Source organism: Sphingobium sp. Leaf26, assembly GCF_001421665.1.
Taxonomy (GTDB): domain Bacteria; phylum Pseudomonadota; class Alphaproteobacteria; order Sphingomonadales; family Sphingomonadaceae; genus Sphingobium.
Map to the genome: position 1 here is coordinate 175,450 of NZ_LMKV01000032.1, position 22,291 is coordinate 197,740.

Annotated in this window: 13 protein-coding genes; 7 read left to right on the forward strand and 6 right to left on the reverse strand. The window is 63.9% G+C overall.

All coding sequences use genetic code 11. The features are described from left to right. Nucleotides 1-76 precede the first annotated feature (76 nt). The gene (locus ASE85_RS21165; protein ID WP_235523653.1) at nucleotides 77-286 is read right to left on the reverse strand and encodes a toxin-antitoxin system HicB family antitoxin; all 210 of its coding nucleotides are present in this window, start codon (nucleotides 284-286) and stop codon (nucleotides 77-79) included. A gap of 9 nt (nucleotides 287-295) precedes the next feature. Then, nucleotides 296-1,180: an SPFH domain-containing protein gene (locus ASE85_RS21170; RefSeq protein WP_443018558.1), complete on the reverse strand. Its 885-nt coding sequence runs from the start codon at nucleotides 1,178-1,180 to the stop codon at nucleotides 296-298. Nucleotides 1,181-1,327: 147 nt separating this feature from the next. On the opposite strand from ASE85_RS21170, the gene pyrC reads away from it, so the two are divergent. From pyrC to ASE85_RS21185, 3 genes are all read left to right on the forward strand, one after another. Further along, entirely contained in the window at nucleotides 1,328-2,365 is a 1,038-nt protein-coding gene (gene pyrC, locus ASE85_RS21175; protein ID WP_056693563.1) for a dihydroorotase, read from the forward strand. Between the two features lie 220 nt (nucleotides 2,366-2,585). Beyond that, nucleotides 2,586-4,160, forward strand: coding sequence for a Re/Si-specific NAD(P)(+) transhydrogenase subunit alpha (locus tag ASE85_RS21180; protein WP_056693566.1), 1,575 nt, complete (start codon nucleotides 2,586-2,588; stop codon nucleotides 4,158-4,160). A 12-nt stretch (nucleotides 4,161-4,172) separates the two neighbouring features. Next, nucleotides 4,173-5,624: an NAD(P)(+) transhydrogenase (Re/Si-specific) subunit beta gene (locus ASE85_RS21185; protein ID WP_056693568.1), complete on the forward strand. Its 1,452-nt coding sequence runs from the start codon at nucleotides 4,173-4,175 to the stop codon at nucleotides 5,622-5,624. A gap of 79 nt (nucleotides 5,625-5,703) precedes the next feature. Here the strand turns inward: ASE85_RS21185 and ASE85_RS21190 are convergent, their stop codons facing one another. Continuing rightward, nucleotides 5,704-7,989, reverse strand: coding sequence for a TonB-dependent receptor (locus ASE85_RS21190; RefSeq protein WP_082462966.1), 2,286 nt, complete (start codon nucleotides 7,987-7,989; stop codon nucleotides 5,704-5,706). Between the two features lie 93 nt (nucleotides 7,990-8,082). On the opposite strand from ASE85_RS21190, the gene ASE85_RS21195 reads away from it, so the two are divergent. Beyond that, nucleotides 8,083-8,631, forward strand: a complete 549-nt coding sequence (locus ASE85_RS21195) for a hypothetical protein (protein WP_056693571.1) — start codon at nucleotides 8,083-8,085, stop codon at nucleotides 8,629-8,631. 3 nt (nucleotides 8,632-8,634) lie between these two features. After that, nucleotides 8,635-10,098 (forward strand): PepSY-associated TM helix domain-containing protein, encoded by a 1,464-nt coding sequence (locus ASE85_RS21200; protein ID WP_056693573.1) that lies wholly within the window; start codon nucleotides 8,635-8,637, stop codon nucleotides 10,096-10,098. Nucleotides 10,099-10,197: 99 nt separating this feature from the next. On the opposite strand, the gene ASE85_RS21205 is transcribed toward ASE85_RS21200, so the two are convergent. Continuing rightward, nucleotides 10,198-10,797: a TetR/AcrR family transcriptional regulator gene (locus ASE85_RS21205; protein WP_056693685.1), complete on the reverse strand. Its 600-nt coding sequence runs from the start codon at nucleotides 10,795-10,797 to the stop codon at nucleotides 10,198-10,200. 187 nt (nucleotides 10,798-10,984) lie between these two features. Between ASE85_RS21205 and ASE85_RS21210 the strand changes: the two genes are divergently transcribed. Beyond that, the gene (locus ASE85_RS21210; protein WP_235523654.1) at nucleotides 10,985-14,443 is read left to right on the forward strand and encodes an acyl-[ACP]--phospholipid O-acyltransferase; all 3,459 of its coding nucleotides are present in this window, start codon (nucleotides 10,985-10,987) and stop codon (nucleotides 14,441-14,443) included. Nucleotides 14,444-14,604: 161 nt separating this feature from the next. Then, the gene (locus tag ASE85_RS21215) at nucleotides 14,605-17,508 is read left to right on the forward strand and encodes a TonB-dependent receptor domain-containing protein (protein ID WP_056693576.1); all 2,904 of its coding nucleotides are present in this window, start codon (nucleotides 14,605-14,607) and stop codon (nucleotides 17,506-17,508) included. 98 nt (nucleotides 17,509-17,606) lie between these two features. Here ASE85_RS21215 and ASE85_RS21220 read toward each other — a convergent pair whose 3' ends face one another. Both ASE85_RS21220 and ASE85_RS21225 read right to left on the reverse strand, forming a co-directional pair. Beyond that, nucleotides 17,607-20,717 (reverse strand): glycoside hydrolase family 2 TIM barrel-domain containing protein, encoded by a 3,111-nt coding sequence (locus tag ASE85_RS21220; protein WP_235523655.1) that lies wholly within the window; start codon nucleotides 20,715-20,717, stop codon nucleotides 17,607-17,609. An 18-nt stretch (nucleotides 20,718-20,735) separates the two neighbouring features. Continuing rightward, a complete protein-coding gene (locus ASE85_RS21225; RefSeq protein ID WP_056693583.1) occupies nucleotides 20,736-22,253 on the reverse strand; it encodes a glycoside hydrolase family 27 protein in 1,518 nt (505 codons plus the stop codon). Nucleotides 22,254-22,291 lie beyond the last annotated feature (38 nt).

The following is a 22,291-nucleotide window of genomic DNA, read 5'->3' on the forward strand; positions in this document are numbered from 1 at the left end:
AAGACCCAATCCCATAGCGTTTGTGCGCGGCCCAATAGCCCGGACAACCGGGGCGAGGGTTTGGCAGGTGCGGCAATCACTCTTCTTTCGGCGGGCGTCCGCGCCGCCGCTTGTCGGGCTCCGCCAGTTTCACGCCGCGCCGCCGCAGCCCTTCGCGCAGCAGCATTTCGACCTGCGCATTGACGCTGCGAAATTCGGCCGCGGCGCCGCGTTCCAGCGCCTCGTACAGCGCCGGGTCCAGCCGCAGGGGGAAAGCCTTGCGCGGGGCGATATCGTCCTTCGCCACGATCCGGGCCTATTGGTAGAGGGTGCCCGTATTGATCACCGGCTGGCTGTCGCGCTCGCCGCACAGGACGACCATCAGGTTGCTGACCATGGCGGCGCGGCGTTCGTCATCCAGTTCGACCACATTCTTGGCCGATAGCTGGTCCAGCGCCAGTTCCACCATCGTCACCGCGCCTTCGACCAGCCGGGTGCGGGCGGCGATGACGGCTTCGGCCTGCTGGCGGCGCAGCATCGCCTGGGCGATTTCCGGCGCATAGGCAAGATGGGTCAGGCGACATTCGTCCACGGTGACGCCGGCGAGCGCGACCCGGTCCTGCAATTCCGCCTGCAATTCGTCCGCGACATGGTCGCCATCGCCACGCAGCGTCTTTTCCTCATGCTCGAAATCATCATAGGGATAGCGCGACCCGATTGCCCGCACCGCGCTTTCGATCTGGATTTCCACGAACGCCTTATAGTCGTCGACGTCGAACAGGGCCTGCGCCGTGTCGGTGACGCGCCAGACGACGTTGGACGCGATTTCCACCGGATTGCCGCGCTTGTCGTTGATCTTGAGCTTTTCGGAGGTGACGTTGTGAACGCGCACGCTGATCTTCTGCCGGGTCAGCCAGGGCAGCACCCAGCGCAGGCCCGGCGTGCGATCGGTGCCCTTGTAATCGCCGAACAGCAGGATCGCCGCCGCCTGGTTCGGCTGGATCAGGTAGAAGCCGGCAAGCGTCAGAATGAACAGCGAGATGGACAGCAGAAGCATCAAGCCGCCGATCGCCTCATGTCCGGTGCCGAGCAGGCCGATGGCGGCCAACCCACCGACGACGCAGAGCGGCGGGACCAGCAGCATGGCGTAGCCGCTCAGGGTGGTGATGCGCCGCTCGCGGGTGGCCTGAAGCACGGACATGGACATGATTCTCCATAAATTATGATATCATAATTATATCGAATCCATGGCGCGATCAAGGGGCGGTATGAAGGCCGTTCGACAGGGGGGTTGCGAACCGACAAGATGGACTTGGCGAGCCGCGGCCCGATCGGCTAGAGCGGCCGCATGACAGACCAGATCACAATCCGCCGTCCCGACGACTGGCACGTCCATCTGCGCGATGGCGACATGCTGAATGCCGTCGTCCATCATACCGCGCGCCAGTTCGCCCGCGCGATCGTCATGCCGAACCTGACGCCGCCGGTCATCAGCGTCGATGCGGCGCTGGCCTATCGGGATCGGATCGTGGCGGCACTGCCGGCGGGCACGGATTTCACGCCCCTGATGGTCTGCTACCTGACGGACGACGCCGATCCGATGGAAATTGCGCGCGGCTATACGCAGGGCGTCTTTGCCGCCTGCAAACTCTATCCGGCCCATGCCACCACCAATTCCGCCCATGGCGTCACCGACATTCGTCGCCTGTCCAGCCTGCTGGAAACCATGCAGCAGATCGGCATGCCATTGCTGATCCATGGCGAGGTGACGGACCGGGACGTCGACATCTTCGATCGCGAGGCGGTGTTCGTCGATCGCGTCCTGACGCCGCTCGTGCGCGATTACCCGTCGCTCAAGATCGTGCTGGAGCATATCACCACGGCCGAGGCAGTCGATTTCGTCGAAGCGAGCGGGCCGCTGATCGGTGCGACCATCACGCCCCAGCATGTCATCATCAATCGCAACGCGATTTTCGACGGTGGCATCCGTCCCCATGCCTATTGCCTGCCGGTCGCCAAGCGCGAACAGCATCGACTGGCCGTGCGCAAGGCGGCAGTGTCGGGATCGCCCAAATTCTTCCTGGGCACCGACAGCGCGCCCCATGCGATCGGCCGCAAGGAATCGGCCTGTGGCTGCGCCGGTATCTTCAACGCGCCCTTCGCCCTGGAAAGCTACCTCCAGGTGTTCGAGGAAGAAGGTGCGCTCGATCGGTTCGAGGGTTTCGCGTCGGAACATGGCCCCAATTTCTACGGCCTCCCGTTGAATGAAGGCAGGGTGACGCTGAAGCGTGAGGATGTGGTCGTGCCGGATGCGCTGGCGGAAGGCGGGATCAGCCTCGTCCCCTTCCATGCCGGCGAAACGCTGCGCTGGCGCCTGATCGACTGACGGCATGGCTAGAAGCTCTTATGGTCCATGCCATAGTTTTGATTGACCCCTCTTCAGGATAAAGAGGGTTGACGTTCAGCGCGCCAACAGCCGTAAGCGCGGCGGAGAGAAGTGCGACGTCCGGTCGAGCTTTCGCGATGGACCGATGGCGTCGGAGCCGCCAAGATAGGCATGTACGGGGCAAGAACCGTGTGGCCGTAAAAAGGGGAGGAGGGCAAGCGTGAAGATAGGGGCACCCAGAGAGACGGCGCAAGGCGAGGCGCGTGTTGCGCTGACGCCTGACAGCGCCGCGCAGTTGCAGAAATTGGGCCATAGCTGCCTGATCGAAAGCGGGGCCGGTGCGGCAGCGGGTTTGGGCGACGAGGCCTATCGCGCGGCAGGCGTGACCGTGGTCGCCGGCGCCGAGGCACTTTGGGCACAGGCGGATGTGATCGTGAAGGTCCGCCCGCCCGAAGCGGCCGAGGCTGCGCGCCTGACGCCAGGCAAGACGCTGATTTCCTTCTTCTACCCCGGCCAGCGCGGTGAAGAGCTGGAAGCGATCAATGCCACCGGCGCCAATGTGCTGGCGATGGACATGGTGCCCCGCATTTCGCGCGCGCAAAAGATGGACGCACTGTCGTCCATGGCGAACATCGCCGGTTATCGCGCCGTGATCGAGGCGGGCGCGAATTTCGGGCGCTTCTTCACCGGTCAGGTGACGGCGGCGGGCAAGGTGCCGCCGGCCAGGGTGCTGGTGATCGGCGCGGGCGTCGCGGGTCTGGCGGCGATTGGTGCCGCGACCTCGCTCGGCGCGATCACGCTGGCCTTCGACGTGCGGCCGGAAGTGGCCGAGCAGATCGAATCGATGGGCGCGCAGTTCGTCTATCTCGACTTTGCCGGGGAGCAGCAGGACGGGGCGACGACCGGCGGCTATGCTGCGCCGTCCAGCCCGGAATTTCGCGCAGCGCAGCTCAAGAAGTTCCGCGAACTCGCGCCCAATGTCGACATCGTGATTTCCACCGCGTTGATCCCCGGCCGGGACGCGCCGGTGCTGTGGACGAAGGATATGGTGGAGGCGATGCGCCCCGGATCGGTCATCGTCGATCTGGCGGCCGAACGCGGCGGCAATTGCGAACTGACGGTCGCCGATCAGAAGATCGTGTCTGCCAATGGCGTGACGATCATCGGCTACACCGATTTCCCAAGCCGCATGGCGGCGCAATCCAGTGCGCTTTATGCCAGCAACGTCCGGCATATGCTGGCCGACCTGACGCCGGGCAAGGATGGCGTGATCGTCCATAATATGGAGGATGACGTGATCCGGGGCGCGACCGTCGCCTATCAGGGGGGCGTCGCATTCCCGCCACCACCGCCCAAGATCAAGGCGATCGCGGCGCAGAAGCCCAAGCCCAAAGCCGAGGAACTGACGCCCGAGCAGAAGCGGGCGCGGGACGTCGCCGCCTTCAAGGCGCAGACCCGGTCGCAGGTGACGACGCTGATCGCCGGCGCTGTGCTGCTGATGGCGGTCGGTGCGGTCGCACCGGCCAGTTTCATGGCGCATTTCACCGTCTTCGTGCTGGCCTGCTTCGTGGGCTTCCAGGTGATCTGGAACGTCAGCCATGCGCTGCACACGCCATTGATGGCGGTGACGAACGCGATTTCGGGGATCGTCGTGGTGGGGGCCATGCTTCAGGTCGGATCGTCGAGCAGGATCGTCCTGGTGCTGGCGACGATTTCCATCCTGATCGCGTCGATCAATATCGTGGGCGGCTTCCTGGTCACGCGCCGGATGCTTGCCATGTTCCAGCGGTCGTAAGGGGGACGATCCATGTTTGATATCGGTGTGGTATCCGCCGCCTATATTTCCGCTGCGGTCCTTTTCATTCTATCCCTTGGCGGCCTGTCCGATCAGGAAAGCGCCAAGCGCGCCGTGTGGTATGGCATATCCGGCATGGCGCTGGCTGTGGTGGCCACGCTGTTCGGCCCCGGCGCAGCCAATCTGCCGATCGTGGTCGCGACCTTTGCGGTCGCCGCCGTCATCGGCTGGGTCGTGGCGGTGCGGGTCCAGATGACGGAAATGCCGCAACTCGTCGCCGCGTTGCACAGCTTCGTGGGTCTGGCTGCCGTCTTCATCGGCTATAATGCGCATTTCGAACTGGAAACGGTGACCGCGCTCGATCCTGCCGCGCGGGCGGCCCTAACCGGCTTTGCCGGCGTGCTGGCGCACAAGACGCCCGTCGAAATCAATATCCTCAAAGTCGAGGAGTTTCTGGGCATCTTCATCGGCGCGGTGACCTTCACCGGATCGATCGTCGCCTTCGGCAAGCTGGCCGGCAAACTGGACGGCAAGGCGAAGAAGCTGCCGGGCGGTCATGTGCTGAATGCGACTGCGGCGATCGCCTCGCTGGTGCTGCTGGTGATGTATGTCGGCAATATCGGGGTCGAGGGCCGCGAACTGACCGTGCTGATCGCGATGACGGTGCTGGCGCTGTTCATCGGTTTCCATCTGGTGATGGGTATCGGCGGCGCGGACATGCCCGTCGTCGTGTCGATGCTGAACAGCTATTCCGGCTGGGCGGCGGCCGCGATCGGCTTCACGCTGGGCAATGACCTGCTGATCGTGACGGGCGCGCTGGTCGGCTCTTCCGGTGCGATCCTGAGCTATATCATGTGCAAAGCGATGAATCGCAGCTTCGTGTCGGTGATCCTGGGCGGCTTTGGCGGCACCAGCGGCCCGGCGGCGGAGATCGAGGGTGAGCAGATCGCGATCGACGCCGATGGCGTGGCTTCGGCGCTGAACGATGCGGACAGCATCGTCATCGTGCCGGGCTATGGCATGGCGGTGGCGCAGGCGCAGCAGAGCGTGAGCGAACTGACCCGCAAGCTGCGCGCGGCGGGCAAGGTGGTGCGCTTCGCGATCCACCCGGTGGCGGGGCGCCTGCCCGGCCATATGAATGTACTGCTGGCGGAGGCGAAGGTGCCCTATGACATCGTGCTGGAAATGGACGAGATCAACGAGGATTTCCCGTCGACCGACGTGGTGATCGTCATTGGCTCCAACGACATCGTCAATCCGGCCGCGCAGGATGATCCCAATTCGCCGATCGCCGGCATGCCGGTGCTGGAAGTGTGGAAGGCCAAGCAGGTCTTCGTGTCGAAGCGCGGGCAGGGCACCGGCTATTCCGGGATCGAGAACCCGCTCTTCTACAAGGAGAATACGCGGATGTTCTATGGCGATGCAAAGGTCGCGGTGGACAGCCTGCTCGGCAAGATCGGCTGATCGAACGACCGTTCGCGGTCATGAAAATGGCCCGGCTCCCCATCGGAGGGCGCCGGGCCATTGTTTTTGGATCAGGCTGTCAGAAGCGACCCTCGAAACTCAGCCCCAATATGCGCGGATCGGTAAGCGTACCGCGCACCCGGCCGTCGAAATCGGTGAAGAACTGGCTGGGCTTCTGCACATTGAAGAGGTTGCTGGCGGTCAGGAATGCACCGAAATGCTGGCCCTGCCAGCCGATCTTGGCATTGACCAGCGTACGTGCGGGAATGTCGCGAAACGCCTGATCGACCGTGTCCTGATAATAAGCGCTGCGATAATTGGCGTTCAGATTGGCGAACGAGCCGTTGGGATGATGGAAGGTGGCGCCGCCCGATAGCGTCCAGTGCGGGGCGCGGGCAAATTCATTACCCTGCGCCGCCGCCGACAGCGATCCGACGGTGACGTTGAATTCCTGGAACCTGGTATTGCTGTAGCCGGCGCCGGCATAGAGATTGAGCGTCCGGGTCGGCCGGCCGCTCAGTTCGACCTCGGCGCCATAGAGGCGCGACTTGCCGGCATTGACGACCTGCGTGTCGAACACCGCGCCGGGGGTCAACTGGACCGACACCTGCTGGTCCTTCCAATCGATCCAATAGGCGTTTGCGTTGAGCGTCAGGCGGCGTTCGAGCCATTCCGACCGCAGCGCGAATTCGTAATTCCAGGTGTATTCTGGATCAAAATCATAGGCTTGCGCGCGCTGCTGGTTCAGGCCCGAACCGCCGGCGCGATAGCCGCGCTGGGCCGTGAAGCTGAGCGATACGTCCTGCGCCACATCATAGGTCAGGCCAATCTTGGGCAGCCAGGCGGTATAGGTGACGGGTCGTACCGGTTCGACGCTGTTGGCGCCCGCCGCCGTCGCCCGCAATATGGCATTGAGCTGCGTGACGATCGGCGCCAGCGCGGGGATAGGCAGATTTGCGGGATCAGGCAGCGCCCGGTCGATTACCACCGTCTGGATCGCGCCACGCTCCTGCGTTTCATGGTCGTAGCGCAGCCCGACATTGATCCGCAGGCGATCCGTGACGGGGAAGGTCAGGTCGGCGAATCCGGCGTAATTTTCGGTCAGGCGCGGTTGCGACAGGCTGTTGCGGATCGGAACCACGCCGCCATAGAGGTCGAGCACGGCGTTCACCGTGGCCTGCGGCAGGCCCATGGCCAGCAACTGCCGGTCGACGCCTAGCCGGGTGAGGTTCAGGCTCTGCGTCGCCTCGAACTGATAGCCGCGATTGTCGTCGCGCAGATAATAGCCGCCGATCAGGCCATGGACCCAGCTCTTGTCGATGTTGAACCGGAGTTCCTGCTGGAAGGTCTTGTCCGGATCATAGACGCGGCTGGTCTGGCCCGGCGTCGGTCCGCGATCGGGATCGCCGACCGATCGGAAGCGGATGTCGCTATAGTTGGTCACGGAGGTGAGGCTGAGCCCGCCGCCCAGATCATAGCCGACCTCTACCGTGCCGATATCGCTCTTCACCGTCTGGTCGTCCATGACGTCTTCGGTGGCGATCCGGTCGCGGCCATTATAGGGCGCATCGAACTCGCTGTAGAACATGCCGCGCTGGTGCCGGTCGTGCATGAAGGTCGCGACGATGCGCAGGTCCGGCAGGAAGTCGGGCGTCAGCAGCAATTTGGCCCGGATCGTCTCCGACTCGCGGCGATCGGCGTCCTTGTGCGTGGTGACATTGTGGATCAGGCCATCGGCACGAGAAATCTCACCCGCGAGGCGGAAGGCGACCTGTCCATCGACCAGAGGGCCACCGATCGCGGCGCCCACCCGGCGCTGGCCATCCTTGTCCGTCATCAGCGCGCGAAAGCGACCGCTCCATGCGTAGCTGGGATCGGTGGTGCGGATGATGACCGCGCCGGCCAGAGCGTTGCGGCCCTGCACGGTCGATTGCGGGCCACGGAACACTTCCACCTGCGCAATGTCATAGAGGTCGAGCGGCCCGGCCGTCAGTGCCGTGCGCGGCATGACGGCTCCGTCCAGATAGACGCTCGCCAGCGCGCCATCCCCGCCGCCCGACACGCTGAAGGCGTCGATGCCGCGAATCGAGAAGGTCGTCTTGTTGCCGTCCACGGCCAGATTGGGCGTCCGTTCCAATATGTCATAGACGCTGAGCAGATTCTGGTTGCTGATGGATTCGCTGGTCACCACCGCAACGCTGGCCGGCGTTTCCTGAAGCGTGCGGTTGGTCTTCTGTCCGGTGACGATGATTTCGCTGTTGTCCGCCGATGGTCCGGCCGGATTGGCGTCAGCAGCCGCCTGCGCATAGGCCGCAGGTGCCGTGCCGGCGAGCAGCAAGGCCGTGCTGAGAAAAGGAAAAAGCATGATGTATCCCCCCACAAGATGAGGGCGGCCTATAAACATAAATGTTGCGAGTCAATATCAGTAGCAATATAGGCGTGACAGGAGGACCGGGTCATGGGGGCGGCATTTCTGATTGCCACGGCGCTGTTCATGTCATTGGCCGGCATAGTGCTGTGCTGGCGGGCGTGGACGCGCCATGCGCTGGGCTGGCGCGTGGTGGTTGGCGCCGTCGCGCTCTGGGGCCTGTCGACCTGGGCATGGATCGCCGGTTTCGGGCCGGAAATCGGCATTGCGCTGGCGCTGGAGACGGCGGCATTGCTGGCCCTTGCCTTCATCCTCACCCGGATCGAGGTGCGGCCGGCGCAAGTCGTGCGGGATCGGATTGCGCCGCCGTTGCCGCGCCGCCGCCATGGCCGTGGGATTGCGCGGGCGCTGACGGCGGGATTGCTGGGCTTTGCCGCCGCGATCGGCCTGGCGGTGCTTTTCGCCACGCGCGCGCCGCTGGCCGAGCAGACACGTCTCATCCTCGCCGCGCTCGCCATGCCCTCGCTCTGGTGCGGCGCGATCGCCTGGACGGTGTGCGACCGGCGGCTGCTGCTTCAGATCGGCGTTTTCCTTGGCCTCGCTGCGACCAGCGCCGGCATCACCTTCATCACGGCCTGATCCATGCAGATACCCAAAAGCCTCACCCGCGCCGCCATGGAGGGCCATGGCCTGCTTGGCGTGCTGTTCGGCGCAATCATCTATGTGCTGTGCCTGACCGGGTCGATCCTGGTGCTGGTGGATCAGATCAGCATCTGGGAACGACCGGATGCGCCGGCCATCGCCAGCCTGTCGGATGCGGACATCGCCGCCATATCCGTCCGCGCCCTTGCCAGGGCGCAGGCGGCGGGCGTGGCGCATGACATCTACATGCAGATGCCCACGGACGAACTGCCGCGTATGACCGTGTACGGCTATGGCGAAAAGGGGGATCATCGCGACTGGAATGTCGATGCAGCGGGACAATTGGTGCCGCATGCGGAAACGCCCTGGCTGGACTATATGCAGTTGCTGCATTTCAACCTGACCCTGCCGGGCGCGATCGGTCGCTATATCGTCGGCATTTTCGGGACCATATTGCTGGCCAGCATCGTCACTGGCCTGCTGGCGCACCGCCGTATCCTGAAGGACGCCTTTCGCCTGCGCTGGGGCGGGTCGCGGCGGCTGACCAATGCCGACCTGCATAATCGCGTTGGCGTATGGGCCTTGCCCTTTCACCTGATCGTGGCGCTGACCGGGTCGCTGCTCGGCCTTGCCGGCCTCATCACCATCATTCTGGCGATGGTCGCCTATAAGGGCGATCAGGAAAAGGCGATCGCTTCGCTGCTTGGGCCGCAGGCCGGCGCGGATACGCGCGCTGCGCCACCACCCGACGTGGCCCGGATGCTGCGCGATATTCAGCTACGTGCGCCGGGCGCGGCCGTGACGCAACTGGCGATCGAACATGCCGGCACCGTCGGGCAGCAGGTGCGGATCATGGTCGCCGCGCCGCGCCATCTCGCCCGCAATGAGGCCTTTCTGTTCAGCGCCGATGGTCGCTTCAAATGGCGGGCCGGCCTGACCGACGGCAATGCCGGGATGCGCATCTATGGCATGATTACCCCGCTCCATTACGGTACCTATGGCGGGGTGGCGCTCAAGATCATCTATGCGCTGCTGGGCATGGGGCTGACCCTGATCGTCGCGACTGGCGGCAATGTCTGGCTGGCGCGGCGCCGAGAGCAGGGGCGTGCCACCCCAAGGCTGGAGGCGCTGTGGGCGGCGATCATCTGGGGCCAGCCGATCGTCATGGCGACGGTAGCGGTGCTGCTGCTGTTCGCGCCGGTGCCGGCGGTCGCCACTTACTGGCTGCTGACCACGCTGTGCTGGATCGTGGCGCTCAGCCTGCGGGAGAAGGCCAGGGCGTCGTTGCGGATCGGGCTGGCGGGATCGATCCTCGTCCTGTTCATGGCCCATGGGGTAGTTCGCGGCGCTGGGTATCCGATAATATTACTGGTGGACATGCTCGTGGTCCTGATCGTGCTGGCATGGATGGCGAAGAGCATCGGCGTAGCGCGGCGCCGACCGTTGCGGCCTGCCTCCGCCTAGAGCATCGTGCGGAAAAGTGGGAACCGGTTTTTGGCTTAAAACGATGCGAAAACAAAAAACTAGAGCGCGCGACCTGCATCGGATTTAACGCAGCGCGCTCTAGAAGCGCGCGCCCGCCGCCGCCAGCGCTTCCTTGACCCGCGCGGTCGCCATGCCGAGCGGATCGGTTTCGCCAAGCAGGGCGAAGCTGCCATTGAGCGCGAAGGCGCAATGGCCGTGCACGGTGGCGACCAGCGAGCGGGCGAGGCGCGGGGCGTTGTCCCGATGGCCATCCGGCAGGACCGCTGCAACCTCCCGCACGATCACCTCGGTCAGCGCACCGCGCCGCTGGGCGAGCGTGTCCGGCATCGCCATGCCAACCGGCAACCGATGATCGTAGATCGCCGTCCACAGGTTCATCTGCTCCGACGCAAAGCTGAAATAACCCGCGACCAGAGCCGCGATGCGATCGGTAGACGGGCCAGCCAGCCGGTGCTCCAGATGCTGCGCCCATTGCTCGAACGTCCGCGTGTTGATCGCCGCGACCAGCAGGTCATAGCTGCCGAACACATTGTAGAGCGTGCCCACGGCATAACCGATCCGCTTGGCCACTTCGCGCGCGGAGAAGCGGGCGAAGCCGACCTGCGCCATGTGTCGATGCCCTTCCTCCAGGATCAGCGCTTCCAGTTCCGCGCGGCTATGATCGGATCGCCTGCCCATGGGTTCCATCTAGAAATTTAATTTAACACTGTCTAATTATTTAATTGACCACTGTTCAATTAATGGATATTCCCAATGCAGACGCGACGGGCAGGCGATCGCGCCGGCGGGCTGGGCATGCTCCGCCGGGGGTTAACGGCCCGTCTATATTTGTCGCCTACAGGCACTCCATCAGGGGGTATTGTTCATGTCTGCACCGGATCTGTCGCTGCTGGGAAAACGGCGTTTCGCGCCTTTGTTCGTTGTCCAGTTCCTGGGGGCGTTCAACGATAATCTGCTGAAATTCGCGCTGCTGTTCCTCGCCAATTTCGTCCTGTTCCGGGCCGAGCCGGACAAGGCGGGGCTGCTGGCGACGATCGCGACGGGCCTGTTCATCCTGCCCTATTTCCTCTTTTCCGCGCTGGCGGGGCAGATTGCCGATGCCTGGGACAAGGCAAAGCTGGTGCGTGCGGTGAAGGCGGCCGAAATCGTCATCATGGCCACGGCGCTGCTCGGCTTCTGGCTGGAATCGGTGCCGCTGCTGCTGGCTTGCCTCTTCTTCATGGGGCTGCATTCGACTATCTTCGGCCCGGTCAAATTCTCGATCCTGCCGCAGCATCTCCACCCGAAGGAGGTGATGGGCGGGACCGGTCTGGTCGAAGCGGGCACCTTCCTGGCCATATTGGGTGGCCAGTTGCTGGGCGGAACCCTGACGGGCGCCAAGGCGCCGCTTTGGCTGGCCGACATCGTCGGAACCAGTGCAGCAGGTACTTTGCCGGCATGGATAGCCGGCGTGACCGCCGTCGCGGTCGCGCTGCTCGGCTTCATCGTCAGCCTGGCCGTACCGCCTGCCCCGCCAGTCGCGCAGGGGCTGCGGATCGACCCCAACATATTTCGCAGCACATGGCAGATTTTGAAGGCGGCACGCCATGGCCGTGGCGTCTGGCTGTCCATTCTTGGGATAAGCTGGTTCTTTGCGGTGGGCGCGGTGCTTCTGGCCCAGTTCGCTCCGCTGGTCAGCGGGGTGCTGCAAGCCAGTCAGGATGTCGCGCAACTGTTCCTGCTTGTCTTCTCGCTCAGTGTCGCGCTGGGGTCGCTGCTCGTCAATCGCCTGCTTTCGGGTGAAGTTTCCGCCCGCTTCGTGCCGATCTCGGCGCTGGCGCTGGCCGGCTTCATGATTGATCTCTGGCTTTCCACCAGCGCCTATGTGCCGGTGACGCGCGATGCCGGCATTGCAGCTTTCATCGACACGCCCGGAAGCTGGCCAATCCTCATCGACCTGTTCGGGATCGCCTTTGCCGGTGGCATGTTCATCGTCCCCCTCTATGCGATCCTCCAGACCCACGCCCCGCGCGAGGAACGATCGCGCACCATCGCCGCCAACAATATCCTGAACGCCGCCGTCAGTGTCGCGGTCGTTCTGGTCGTGACGCTGATGCTGGCGCGGGGCGAAAGCGTGCCGGGCATCATCGGCACATTGGGTTTTGCCACGCTGACGATCGCGCTCATCTCCTGCTGGCTGCTGCCTGAAACCATCATCAAGGCGATCGTGCGCGCAACGCTGCGCTTCCTCTATCGCATCGAATTGTCGGGCGAGGAGCATATGCCCCGCGCCGGTACGCCTGCCGTGGTCGTGGTCAACCATGTGTCTTTCCTCGACGGGCTGTTGCTCGCCGCTTTCCTGCCGGGCAAGCCGACCTTTGCGGTCAACACGCACATCGCCAAGGCCTGGTGGGTGAAGCCCTTCCTGGCGCTGTTCGATGCTTTCCCGGTCGATCCGACCAACCCGATGGCGGCCAAGGCCATGGTGAAAGCCGTGCGCGAAGGGCGGACCCTGGTCATCTTCCCGGAAGGCCGCATCACCGTCACCGGCGCGCTGATGAAGATATTCGATGGCCCCGGCATGGTCGCCGACAAAGCCGACGCGCCGATCATCCCCGTTCGCATCGACGGTGCGCAATATACGCCCTTTTCCCGCCTGCGCGGCAAGGTGCGTCTGCGCAGCTTCCCGAAGATCAGGCTGACCGTGCTGCCGCCCCGCCGTTTCAGCATAGAGGGCGAGATGACCGCCCGCGCCCGCCGTGCGATCGCCGGTCGCCGTCTCTATGACGAGATGAGCGAGATGATCTTCGCCACCTCGAACACCGAAGAGACGTTGTTCGCGGCGCTGCTGGAGGCACGGCATATCAATGGCGGCAAGGCGGCGGTCGTGGAAGACGTCAAGCGCGAACCGATGAGCTACAACCGGCTGGTCGTCGGCAGTCTGGCGCTGGGTCGTCCCCTGGCGGCGGCGAGCCGGCAGGGGGAGGCGGTCGGCGTGCTGCTGCCCAATGTCTCGGCCGTGGTCGCGACCTTCTTCGCGCTTCAGGCGCACGGCCGGGTAACGGCGATGCTCAATTACACCGCCGGCCTCACCAATTTGAAGGCAGCCTGCGCCGCCGCACAGATACGCACCATCGTCACCGCCCGCGCCTTCGTCGATCAGGCGAAACTGGGCGACATCGTCGCCGCGCTCGAAGCCGAAGGGCTGACCGTTCTCTGGCTGGAGGATATCGGCGCGACGATCGGCACCGGCGCCAAATTACGCGCGCTGATCGCCAGTCGCTTTGCCGGCTACAGCCATCGCCGCCTGCGCATCGCCCCTGACGCGCCGGCCGTCATCCTTTTCACCAGCGGATCGGAAGGTCTGCCCAAGGGCGTGGTGCTGACCCATCGCAACCTGTTGTCCAACTGCCGCCAGCTTGCCGCGCGGATCGATTTCAACAGCGCGGACATGGTGCTGAATGCGCTGCCGGTCTTCCACAGCTTCGGTCTGACCGGCGGCACGCTGCTGCCGATCCTGCACGGGGTGAAGACGTTGCTCTATCCCAGCCCGCTGCATTATCGCATCGTTCCCGCGCTCGCCTATGACAGCAATGCGACGATTCTGTTCGGCACCGACACCTTCCTGTCGGGCTATGCCCGCATGGCCCATGGCTATGACTTCTACTCGCTGCGCTATATCTTTGCAGGCGCCGAGCGGGTGCGGGACGAAACGCGCAAGGCCTATGCCGACAAGTTCGGCCTGCGCATCCTGGAAGGCTATGGCGCGACCGAGGCGGGGCCGGTGATCGCGGTCAACACGCCGATGCACTTCCGCGCCGGCACCGTCGGCCGCCTGCTGCCGGGGATCGAGGCGAAGCTGGACGACGTGCCCGGCATTGCCGAAGGTGGCCGCCTGGCGATCCGTGGCCCCAACATCATGGCCGGCTATATGAAGGCGGATGCGCCGGGCGTGCTGCAACCGCCGGAAGAGGGCTGGCACGACAGCGGCGACATCGTCACCATCGACGGCGAGGGTTTCGTCACCATCCGTGGTCGCGCCAAGCGCTTCGCCAAGATCGGCGGCGAGATGGTGTCGTTGCCCGCGGTGGAGGGCTATGCCGCGGCGCTTTGGCCCGACGCGGATCATGCCGTCGTCACCCGCCCGGACGCGCGCAAAGGGGAGCAACTGGTGCTGTTCACCACGCGCAAGGGGGCGAAGGCGGGCGAGCTTCAGGCCTGGGGCCGCGCCAATGGCGTGACCGAACTCGCCATTCCGCGGGACATTCGCGAACTGGACGCGCTGCCGGTGCTGGGCACGGGCAAGCTCGACTATGTCATGATGGGCAATATGGCCGTAGCCTGACACCCCATTTACACTCCCTGCGGTCCGGACTGGCGCCTGTGCGTCGATCCGGATCGCGGGGCGATTGCACCGTCCGCATAATATATTTCGTATACAATATTTGACATTGCGCTGTTATTGCCGCAGCATCCCGCCTGAAAAAAAGGTCAGGGAGACACAAAATGCGGAATTACCGTGTAAAATTAAGCTGCGCAGTGGCTGTCGCAGCGTTGGTGCCGGGGGTAGTGCTGGCGCAGGACGGCGAGTCGGCCGGCGCATCCGAAATCGTGGTGACGGGCACGCGCATCAAGCGACCCGATCTGGAAAGCAACAGCCCCCAGACCGTCGTCAGTGCCGAAGAGTTCCGCTATCAGGGCGCGACGACCGTCGAAGGCGTGCTGAACCGCCTGCCGCAATTCACGGCCGACGCGAACGAGAATGTGTCCAACGGATCGGACGGCACATCCAATATCAACCTGCGCAACCTTGGCGCGAACCGCGTGCTGGTGCTGGTCAACGGCCAGCGCATGTTGCCGCAGCAGGCGATCGACCTCAATTTCGTGCCCAGCAGCCTGGTCGAGCGTGTAGACGTCCTGACCGGCGGCGCATCGGCGGTCTATGGTTCGGACGCGCTGTCCGGTGTCGTCAATTTCGTGTTGAAGGACAATCTGGACGGTATCCGCATCGACGCCCAGACCGGCTTCTACCAGCATGACAATAACAACAGCGCGGTGCGCGGTCTGCTGGACGACAAGGGCTATCGCAAGGCGAACGGCTCGGTCATGGACGGCGGCAAGCAGGACATCACCGTGTCGGCGGGCAAGAATTTCGCCGACGGTCGCGGCAATATCACCGCCTATGCCGGCTACCGCCACTATGATCCGGTGCGCCAGTCGAACCGCGACGTGTCATCCTGCGCGCTGCAACAGGCCGACGACGCCGGCACTGCGCTTTTCTGCGGTGGGTCGAGCAATACGCCGATTGGCACTTTCGTTCCGCTGGAGGGTGCCTTTCAGGGGCAGACCCTGACCAACAACAAGGACGGCACCCAGACCTTCGTCCCCTATGACAACAGCTATGCCTATAATTACGCGCCGGACAATTATTTCCAGCGTTCCGACGAGCGTATCACGGCGGGGGCCTTCGCCAAGTTCGAATTGAGCAAGGCGGCCGAAGTCTATGGCAGCTTCATGTTCATGCGTGACCATACTTTCTCGCAGGTCGCGCCCTCAGCCATCTTCCTCGGCTCGCCCTTCGCCATTTCGTGCAACAACCCGCTGGCCAGCGCCAGCCAGCTCGATACGCTGTGCGGCAGCAAGGCGGGGACTGACCAGACGGCCGACGCGCTGGTCGGTTATCGCATGTCGATCGCCCCGCGCCGCGATGACCTCAAACATACCGACTATCGCTACAGCGCCGGCGTGCGCGGCGATCTGGGCAGTGGTTTCAGCTATGACGTGAACTATCTCTACTCGCTGGTCCGCTTCAAGGAACGCTATCTCAACAATGTCGACGCGGTGAAGGCGCAGCGCGCGCTGGATGTCGTGACCGTCAATGGCGTGCCCACCTGCCGATCGGTGGTCGATGGCACCGATCCCAACTGTATCCCGGTCAATGTGTTCTCGTCCGGCGGCGTGACTGCTGAACAGGGCGCCTATCTCTTCACCCCCAGCAATACCTCTTCGCGCAATTCGCAGCAGGTCTTCTCCGGTACGCTGAGTGGCGACCTGGGCCAGATGGGCATTACCAGCCCATGGGCCAGCCGGGGCGTGGGCATCGCACTCGGCGCTGAACATCGCCGCGAGACGCTGGCCTTCTTCGCCGACGATATCGCCCAGCAGGGCGGCGCCACCAATGCGGATGGCATCATCAGCGTGACCGAAGGCTATGGCGAAATCGAAATCCCGCTGATTTCCGACGTGCCGTTCGTCCGCTCGCTGACGATCAATGGTGGCCTGCGTTACTCGTCCTACAGCAACGAACAGAAGTCGACCGGCTTCAAGTCGAAATTCAATGTCTGGACTTACAAGGGCGAACTGAGCTGGCAGCCGGTCGATGATCTGCGCCTGCGCGCCAGTTACAACCATGCCATTCGCGCGCCCAATATCGGCGAACTGTTCGCATCGCAGTCGGTGGGCAACGTCGCGGGGCAGGACCCCTGCTCCGGTTCGGACCCGGTCGCATCGGAAGCGACCTGCGCGCTCACCGGCGTTACTGCCGCCCAATATGGCAATATCGTCGAATGTCCGGCGGATACCTGCTCGGCTCTGGGTGGCGGCAATCGCAATCTGCGGCCCGAAACCGCCGATACCATCACGGCGGGGTTCGTGCTGACGCCGCGCGCGCTCCGCAACTTCTCGCTGTCGGTCGACTATTACAAGATCAAGGTGAAGGACTATATCGGCGCGCTCGACGCTTCGCTGATCATCAGCCAGTGCGCCGAAACGGGCGATGCCTATTATTGCGGCCTTTTCAACCGCGATCCCCGGTCGGGCGCGATCTTCGGCCAGAATGGCTATATCGTTTCGACCACGCTCAACACCGGCTATCTGAAGACTTCGGGCATCGACATCACTGCCGATTACACCTTTGGCATCGGCAAGATGGGCCGGTTCAATGTCAACATGGTCGGCACCTGGTTGGCCGAGCAGGTGGCGCAACCGTTGCCGGGTCTGGGCAGCTATGACTGCAAGGGGCTGTTCGGTTACACCTGCGGCCAGCCCTCGCCCGAATGGCGCCATGTCGCGCGCTTCACTTGGATGGCGCCGAGCGACACCGTGCTCTCGCTGTCCTGGCGCCATATCGGCGGCACCAAGCTGTCGAGCCTGTCGGATAACGCATCGCTCAGCGGCACGCCCAGCGTCATCAACCGCAAGATCGACGACTATAATTATTTCGATCTGTCGCTGACCCAGTCGATCGGCAAGCAGTTGACGCTGCGGGCTGGCATGAACAACATGTTCGACAAGGATCCGCCGGCGATCGCCGCGGGCATCCTGTCCTCCTTCGGCAATGGCAACACCTATCCCGGTGTCTATGACGCACTTGGCCGCAACATCTTCATCGGTGCGACGGTGAATTTCTAAAAGACCGGCTGGCCGGGGCAAGTCCCCGGCCAGCAGACATAAAAAGGCCCGCCTGCATCGCGCGTGCAGGCGGGTTTTCTACACGGCGCAGGATGGGATCAGCGGGCAGCGTCGATCGTGAAGCTGTAGGTCAGCGATCGCAGCGGGATGCGGAAGTTCATATGCGCCCGACCGTCCGTATTCCATCCGGTGTCGCCGCCCACGCCCGCCTGCGCTGCATCGATCAGCAGCGTGCCATGGTCATGCGGGTGAATGTCCGAACTATGCGCCTGCCCCGGCGGCTTCATCGCCAGATCCGCATAGGGAAAGGCCAGCGCATTGACCGACAGCGGCTGCGCGCCGGTAATGCGCAATCCGGTGCCGGCGCCGCTCAGCGCGATCCAGCGCACGTCGCTCTTGTTCCCGGATTCCTGTGGGCGCGCATAGTCATGATACTGGTCAGCGAGGCTGCCACGCCATTGCGCGATCAGTCCGCCGCTCTTGCGATCCGCATAGGTTTCCTGCGGCCCGCGACCGTACCAGGCGACCCGATCCAGCGCGGCGGGCGTGTCGAATGCCAGCCCGACGCGCAAGGGATCGGGCAAGGTGTCGCGGATCGGATCGAAGCGCATCTTCACGCCGACCCGGCCATCGGCGGCCATGGTCCAGCGGGTTTCGACCTTGACCGATCCCACGCCCATGTCATGGCGCACGACAATGGCATTGCCCGATCGCTCGATCGCCTCGACCCGGCGATGATCGGAGAAATATTGCCACATGGCATGGCTTTTGGGAATGCCGGCGCCGACATCATTGTCGGTCGGTGCGCGCCAGAAATTGGGCGCTCCGCCACTGAGCAAAGTCGTGCCGCCGCGTGCATAGCGCCGCACCAGACCGGTCGCGCGGTCGATTTCCAGCACGCTATTGCCGGCGGACAGGCTTAGCGTTTCCGCTGTCTCGACCGGTGCGACCGCGCCGGCGGGTGGCACGGGCAGGGCAGGGGCGTTGAGGGCGAACTGGTCCCATCCCATGACATGCCCCATCGGCAGCGTCGGCACGGCGCCCGCCCTGGTCCGTGCGCGCAGCACTAATATCCGCTCTGCCGCCAGGTTCTTCGACGCCGGCAGGGAGAGAGGGATCTGCGCGCTGCCACCCGGCGCGACGGCAGGCATGGGCAGGCTACCACTGGCGGCGGCGATGCCGTCCTCCATCACCGTCCAGTCCAGCGTGAAGCGCGACAGGTCGATATGGTCGTGCCGGTTGAGGATGCGATAGCCGCTGCCATCCGCCACAAAGGCGATGGGCGCCTGCACCTTGGCCAGTTCATGATATTCGGGATCGGGGGTCCGGTCGGACTGGATCACGCCGTCGCCCACCGGGCTGTCGTCGCCATGAACGCCGGGCGCCTTGGGATCGGGATCATAGTCCGGTCCCTGCCCCCAATAGGGACGCCCGTCCTTGTCATGCAGCACCATGGTCTGGTCGACCCAGTCCCACACGAAGCCACCCTGCAATTTGGGATGCGCCCGCATCGCCTGCCAATAGCCCTCAAGGTCGCCCAGGCTGTTGCCCATCGCATGCGCATATTCGCACAGGATCAGCGGCTGCTTGAAGACCGGATCGCGCGCATAGTCGATCATCTTGGGCACATCGTCATACATGGGCGCGAAGATGTCGACATAGGCGTTCACCGGATGGCGCCAGCCGCTCATGCTCCAGCCGAGGAAGCTGACGAGCCGCGTCGGATCTTCCTGCTTCACCCATTTGGCCGCCGCTTCGAAACTGTCGCCGATCCCGGTTTCATTGCCCAGCGACCAGAAGATGACGGATGGATGATTGCGGTCGCGCCGCACCATGCGCTGCACCCGGTCCAGATGCGCGGCGCGCCATGCGGGATCATTGCCCAGCAGCACGGACGGATCGTTGTTCCGCTCCTGTGAGAGGCTGAGATAGCCGTGGCTCTCGATATTGGCCTCGTCCATGATGTAGAGGCCATATTCGTCGGCCAGATCATACCAGCGCGGGTCGTTGGGATAATGGGACGTGCGCACCGCGTTGATGTTGGCGGCCTTCATCAGCGCGATATCCTTGCGCATCGTCGCTTCGGAAACGATGCGGAAGGTCTTGGGATCATGTTCGTGCCGGTTGACGCCGCGGATCATGATCCGCTTGCCGTTCACCCTTACCTCGCCACCGGCGATCTCGACCGTGCGGAATCCGATCCGCCGGCTGGTCGCCTCGACCAGTTTGCCCTTGTCGTCCAGCAGTTCGACCACCAGCGTGTAGAGGTTGGGCGTTTCGGCGGTCCATGCCTTCACCCCTGGCAGGCTGGCGTCCATCCTGACCGCGCCGTTGCCCGTCGCCTCGCGCACCAGCAGGCTCTTTGCGTCGTCCAGCAAGGTGGCCCGCACGCGCATCGCGGCGGGTGCGCCGCCGATCGCGACCGTCAGCCCCAGCCGCCCGTCGCGATACCCATGATCCAGCCCGGCGTCGACTGTCAGGTCACGGATATGGGTCGGTGGGGCGGCATAGAGGCTGATGCTGCGCTCTATGCCATTGACCCGCCAGAAATCCTGATCTTCCAGATAGCTGCCGTCGGCAAAGCGATAAAGTTCGATCGCCACGACATTACGCCCCGGCCTGGCGTAGCGGCTGATATCGAATTCGGCGGGTAATTTGCTATCTTCCGAATAGCCGACCTTCTGCCCGTTGACCCAGAGATAATAGGCCGCCCCGGCCGCGCCCACGGTCAGCAGCAGCCGGCGCCCGGCAAAATGCGCCGGGATCGTCATTTCGCGCCGATAGGAGCCGACCTCGTTCAGGCCATGCGCGATCTTCGGCTGATCGCGCGGGAAGGGATAGCCGCTGCCCACGAATACCGGACGTCCATAGCCTTCCGCCTGCCAGATGCCGGGCACCGCGATCGTGCCCCATTTGCTTGCATCAAAGTCGGGGCGGTAGAAGTCGACTGGCCGGCTTTCCGGGTTGGGCGACAGGTGGAACTGCCAGTCCCCGTCCAGCGAGAGATGATAGCGGGACCGTGCCACATCGCGCGACAGTGCGCCCGCGCGCGTCTCGAACCCGGCGAAGGTCGCATGCATGGCTTCCGCGCCCTGCCGGATCACGTCCGGCTGCTCCCATTCGGGCGGGCTGCTCTGCGCCGGGGCGGGAGAGAGAAGAAGGCCGGCGATCAGCGCGCCGGTCGCGCTGGAGTGCATCCACATGCGCATCTTTCTCTCTCCGCCTTCTTACCGTCCCTTGACCACGACCATCACCGTGCCGCGTGCCGGCACGGCATAGCTGGCAGGCAGGGCGATGGCCGTAGCGCCGGACCATTGATCCTCGACCTGCGTGATCGAGGACAGACCGGCATCCGCCGCCGTCAGGGCCATGGTCGCAGCTTCGGCGCCGCGATTGAACAGGGCCAGCGCGACGCGCCCGTCCGCCAGAGGCTTGGCCCACACCTCCAGCGAACCCTGCTTGCGCACGGCCTTGCCCTGTACGCCGCGCGCATCCTGGTCGATCGCGATGACCCGGCGGTTGGTCAGCATCGCCAGTGTCGCGGCATCCGTCTCGCGCAGGTCATGCCCCATCATCAGCGGCGCGGCGGACATCGCCCACAGCGTCATATGGGTGCGATATTCGTCGGCGCTCATCCCGCCATTGCCGATTTCCAGCATGTCGGGGTCGTTCCAGCCGTGCGGCCCGGCATGGGCGGCGTTGCCATTCTTGTCGAAACCGATCCTGGCCATCGTCTCATAATCGTCGGTAATGTCGCCGGTGGTGCGCCACAATTGTCCGCCGACATCGCGGCCCCAGCTTCCAACGTCGAAGCGGCCATATTCGCACAGCGAATAGATCATCTCCCGCCCGGTCGCCTGCAATGCCGCACCCATCTCATGGTAACTGCGCTTGACCGTGTCTGCGTCGGCATAGAACCATTCGCCTGAACAGAGATCATATTTCAGATAGTCGAAACCCCAGTCGGCAAAGCTTTTCGCATCCTGCGCGACATGGCCATAGCTGCCCTCATAGTCGGCGCAGGTGCGCGGTCCCTGCGAGCTGTAGATGCCGATCTTCAGCCCCTTGGCATGGACATAGTCGGTCAGCGCCTTCATGTCCGGGAACTTCTCGTTTGGCTGCAACACGCCGCTGGCATCGCGCTGGCCCTGCCAGCCATCGTCGATGTTGATGTAGCGATAGCCCGCATCGCGCAGGCCGCTCGACACCATCGCATCGGCCATGGCGCGCACCGTCTTGTCGTCGATATGCTCGGCGAACTTGTTCCAGCTGCTCCAGCCCATCGGCGGCGTCGCAGCCAGCCTGCTGGGAATGGGCTGGCCCATCGGTGGCAAGGCGGCGAAGCGGAAAGCGCGGGCCTTGGCATCCTTCGCCGTGCCGCGATAGCCGTCGATCGCGATCGCGCTTTCCCATATCTGTCCTTCCAGATGCGGCTTGCCGTCCTTCAGGCTGACGCTCCAGTTGCGGGTCGGATGATCGCGATCATTGATGTTGCGCGCCTCGAACAGCAGCGTCCCATCCTCGATGCGTGGATTCATCATCTCGACCGGGCCGTACCAGAGCGTCGTGACGCGCCCCTTGATCTTGGCACCCTTGCTCGTCACCTCCATCATGGTGACGCCGGGTGTGGATGGCGCCTTGTCGAACAGCCAGATGCCGTCGAAGGCGGTCCTGGCGGATGCAGGCATGGCCGCGCATAGGGCGATAGTGGCAAAGGCTGTGGCAGCAAAAAGGGCGCGCGTCATCGCGATCTCCTCGTTGGATCAATGAAAAACGACAATGG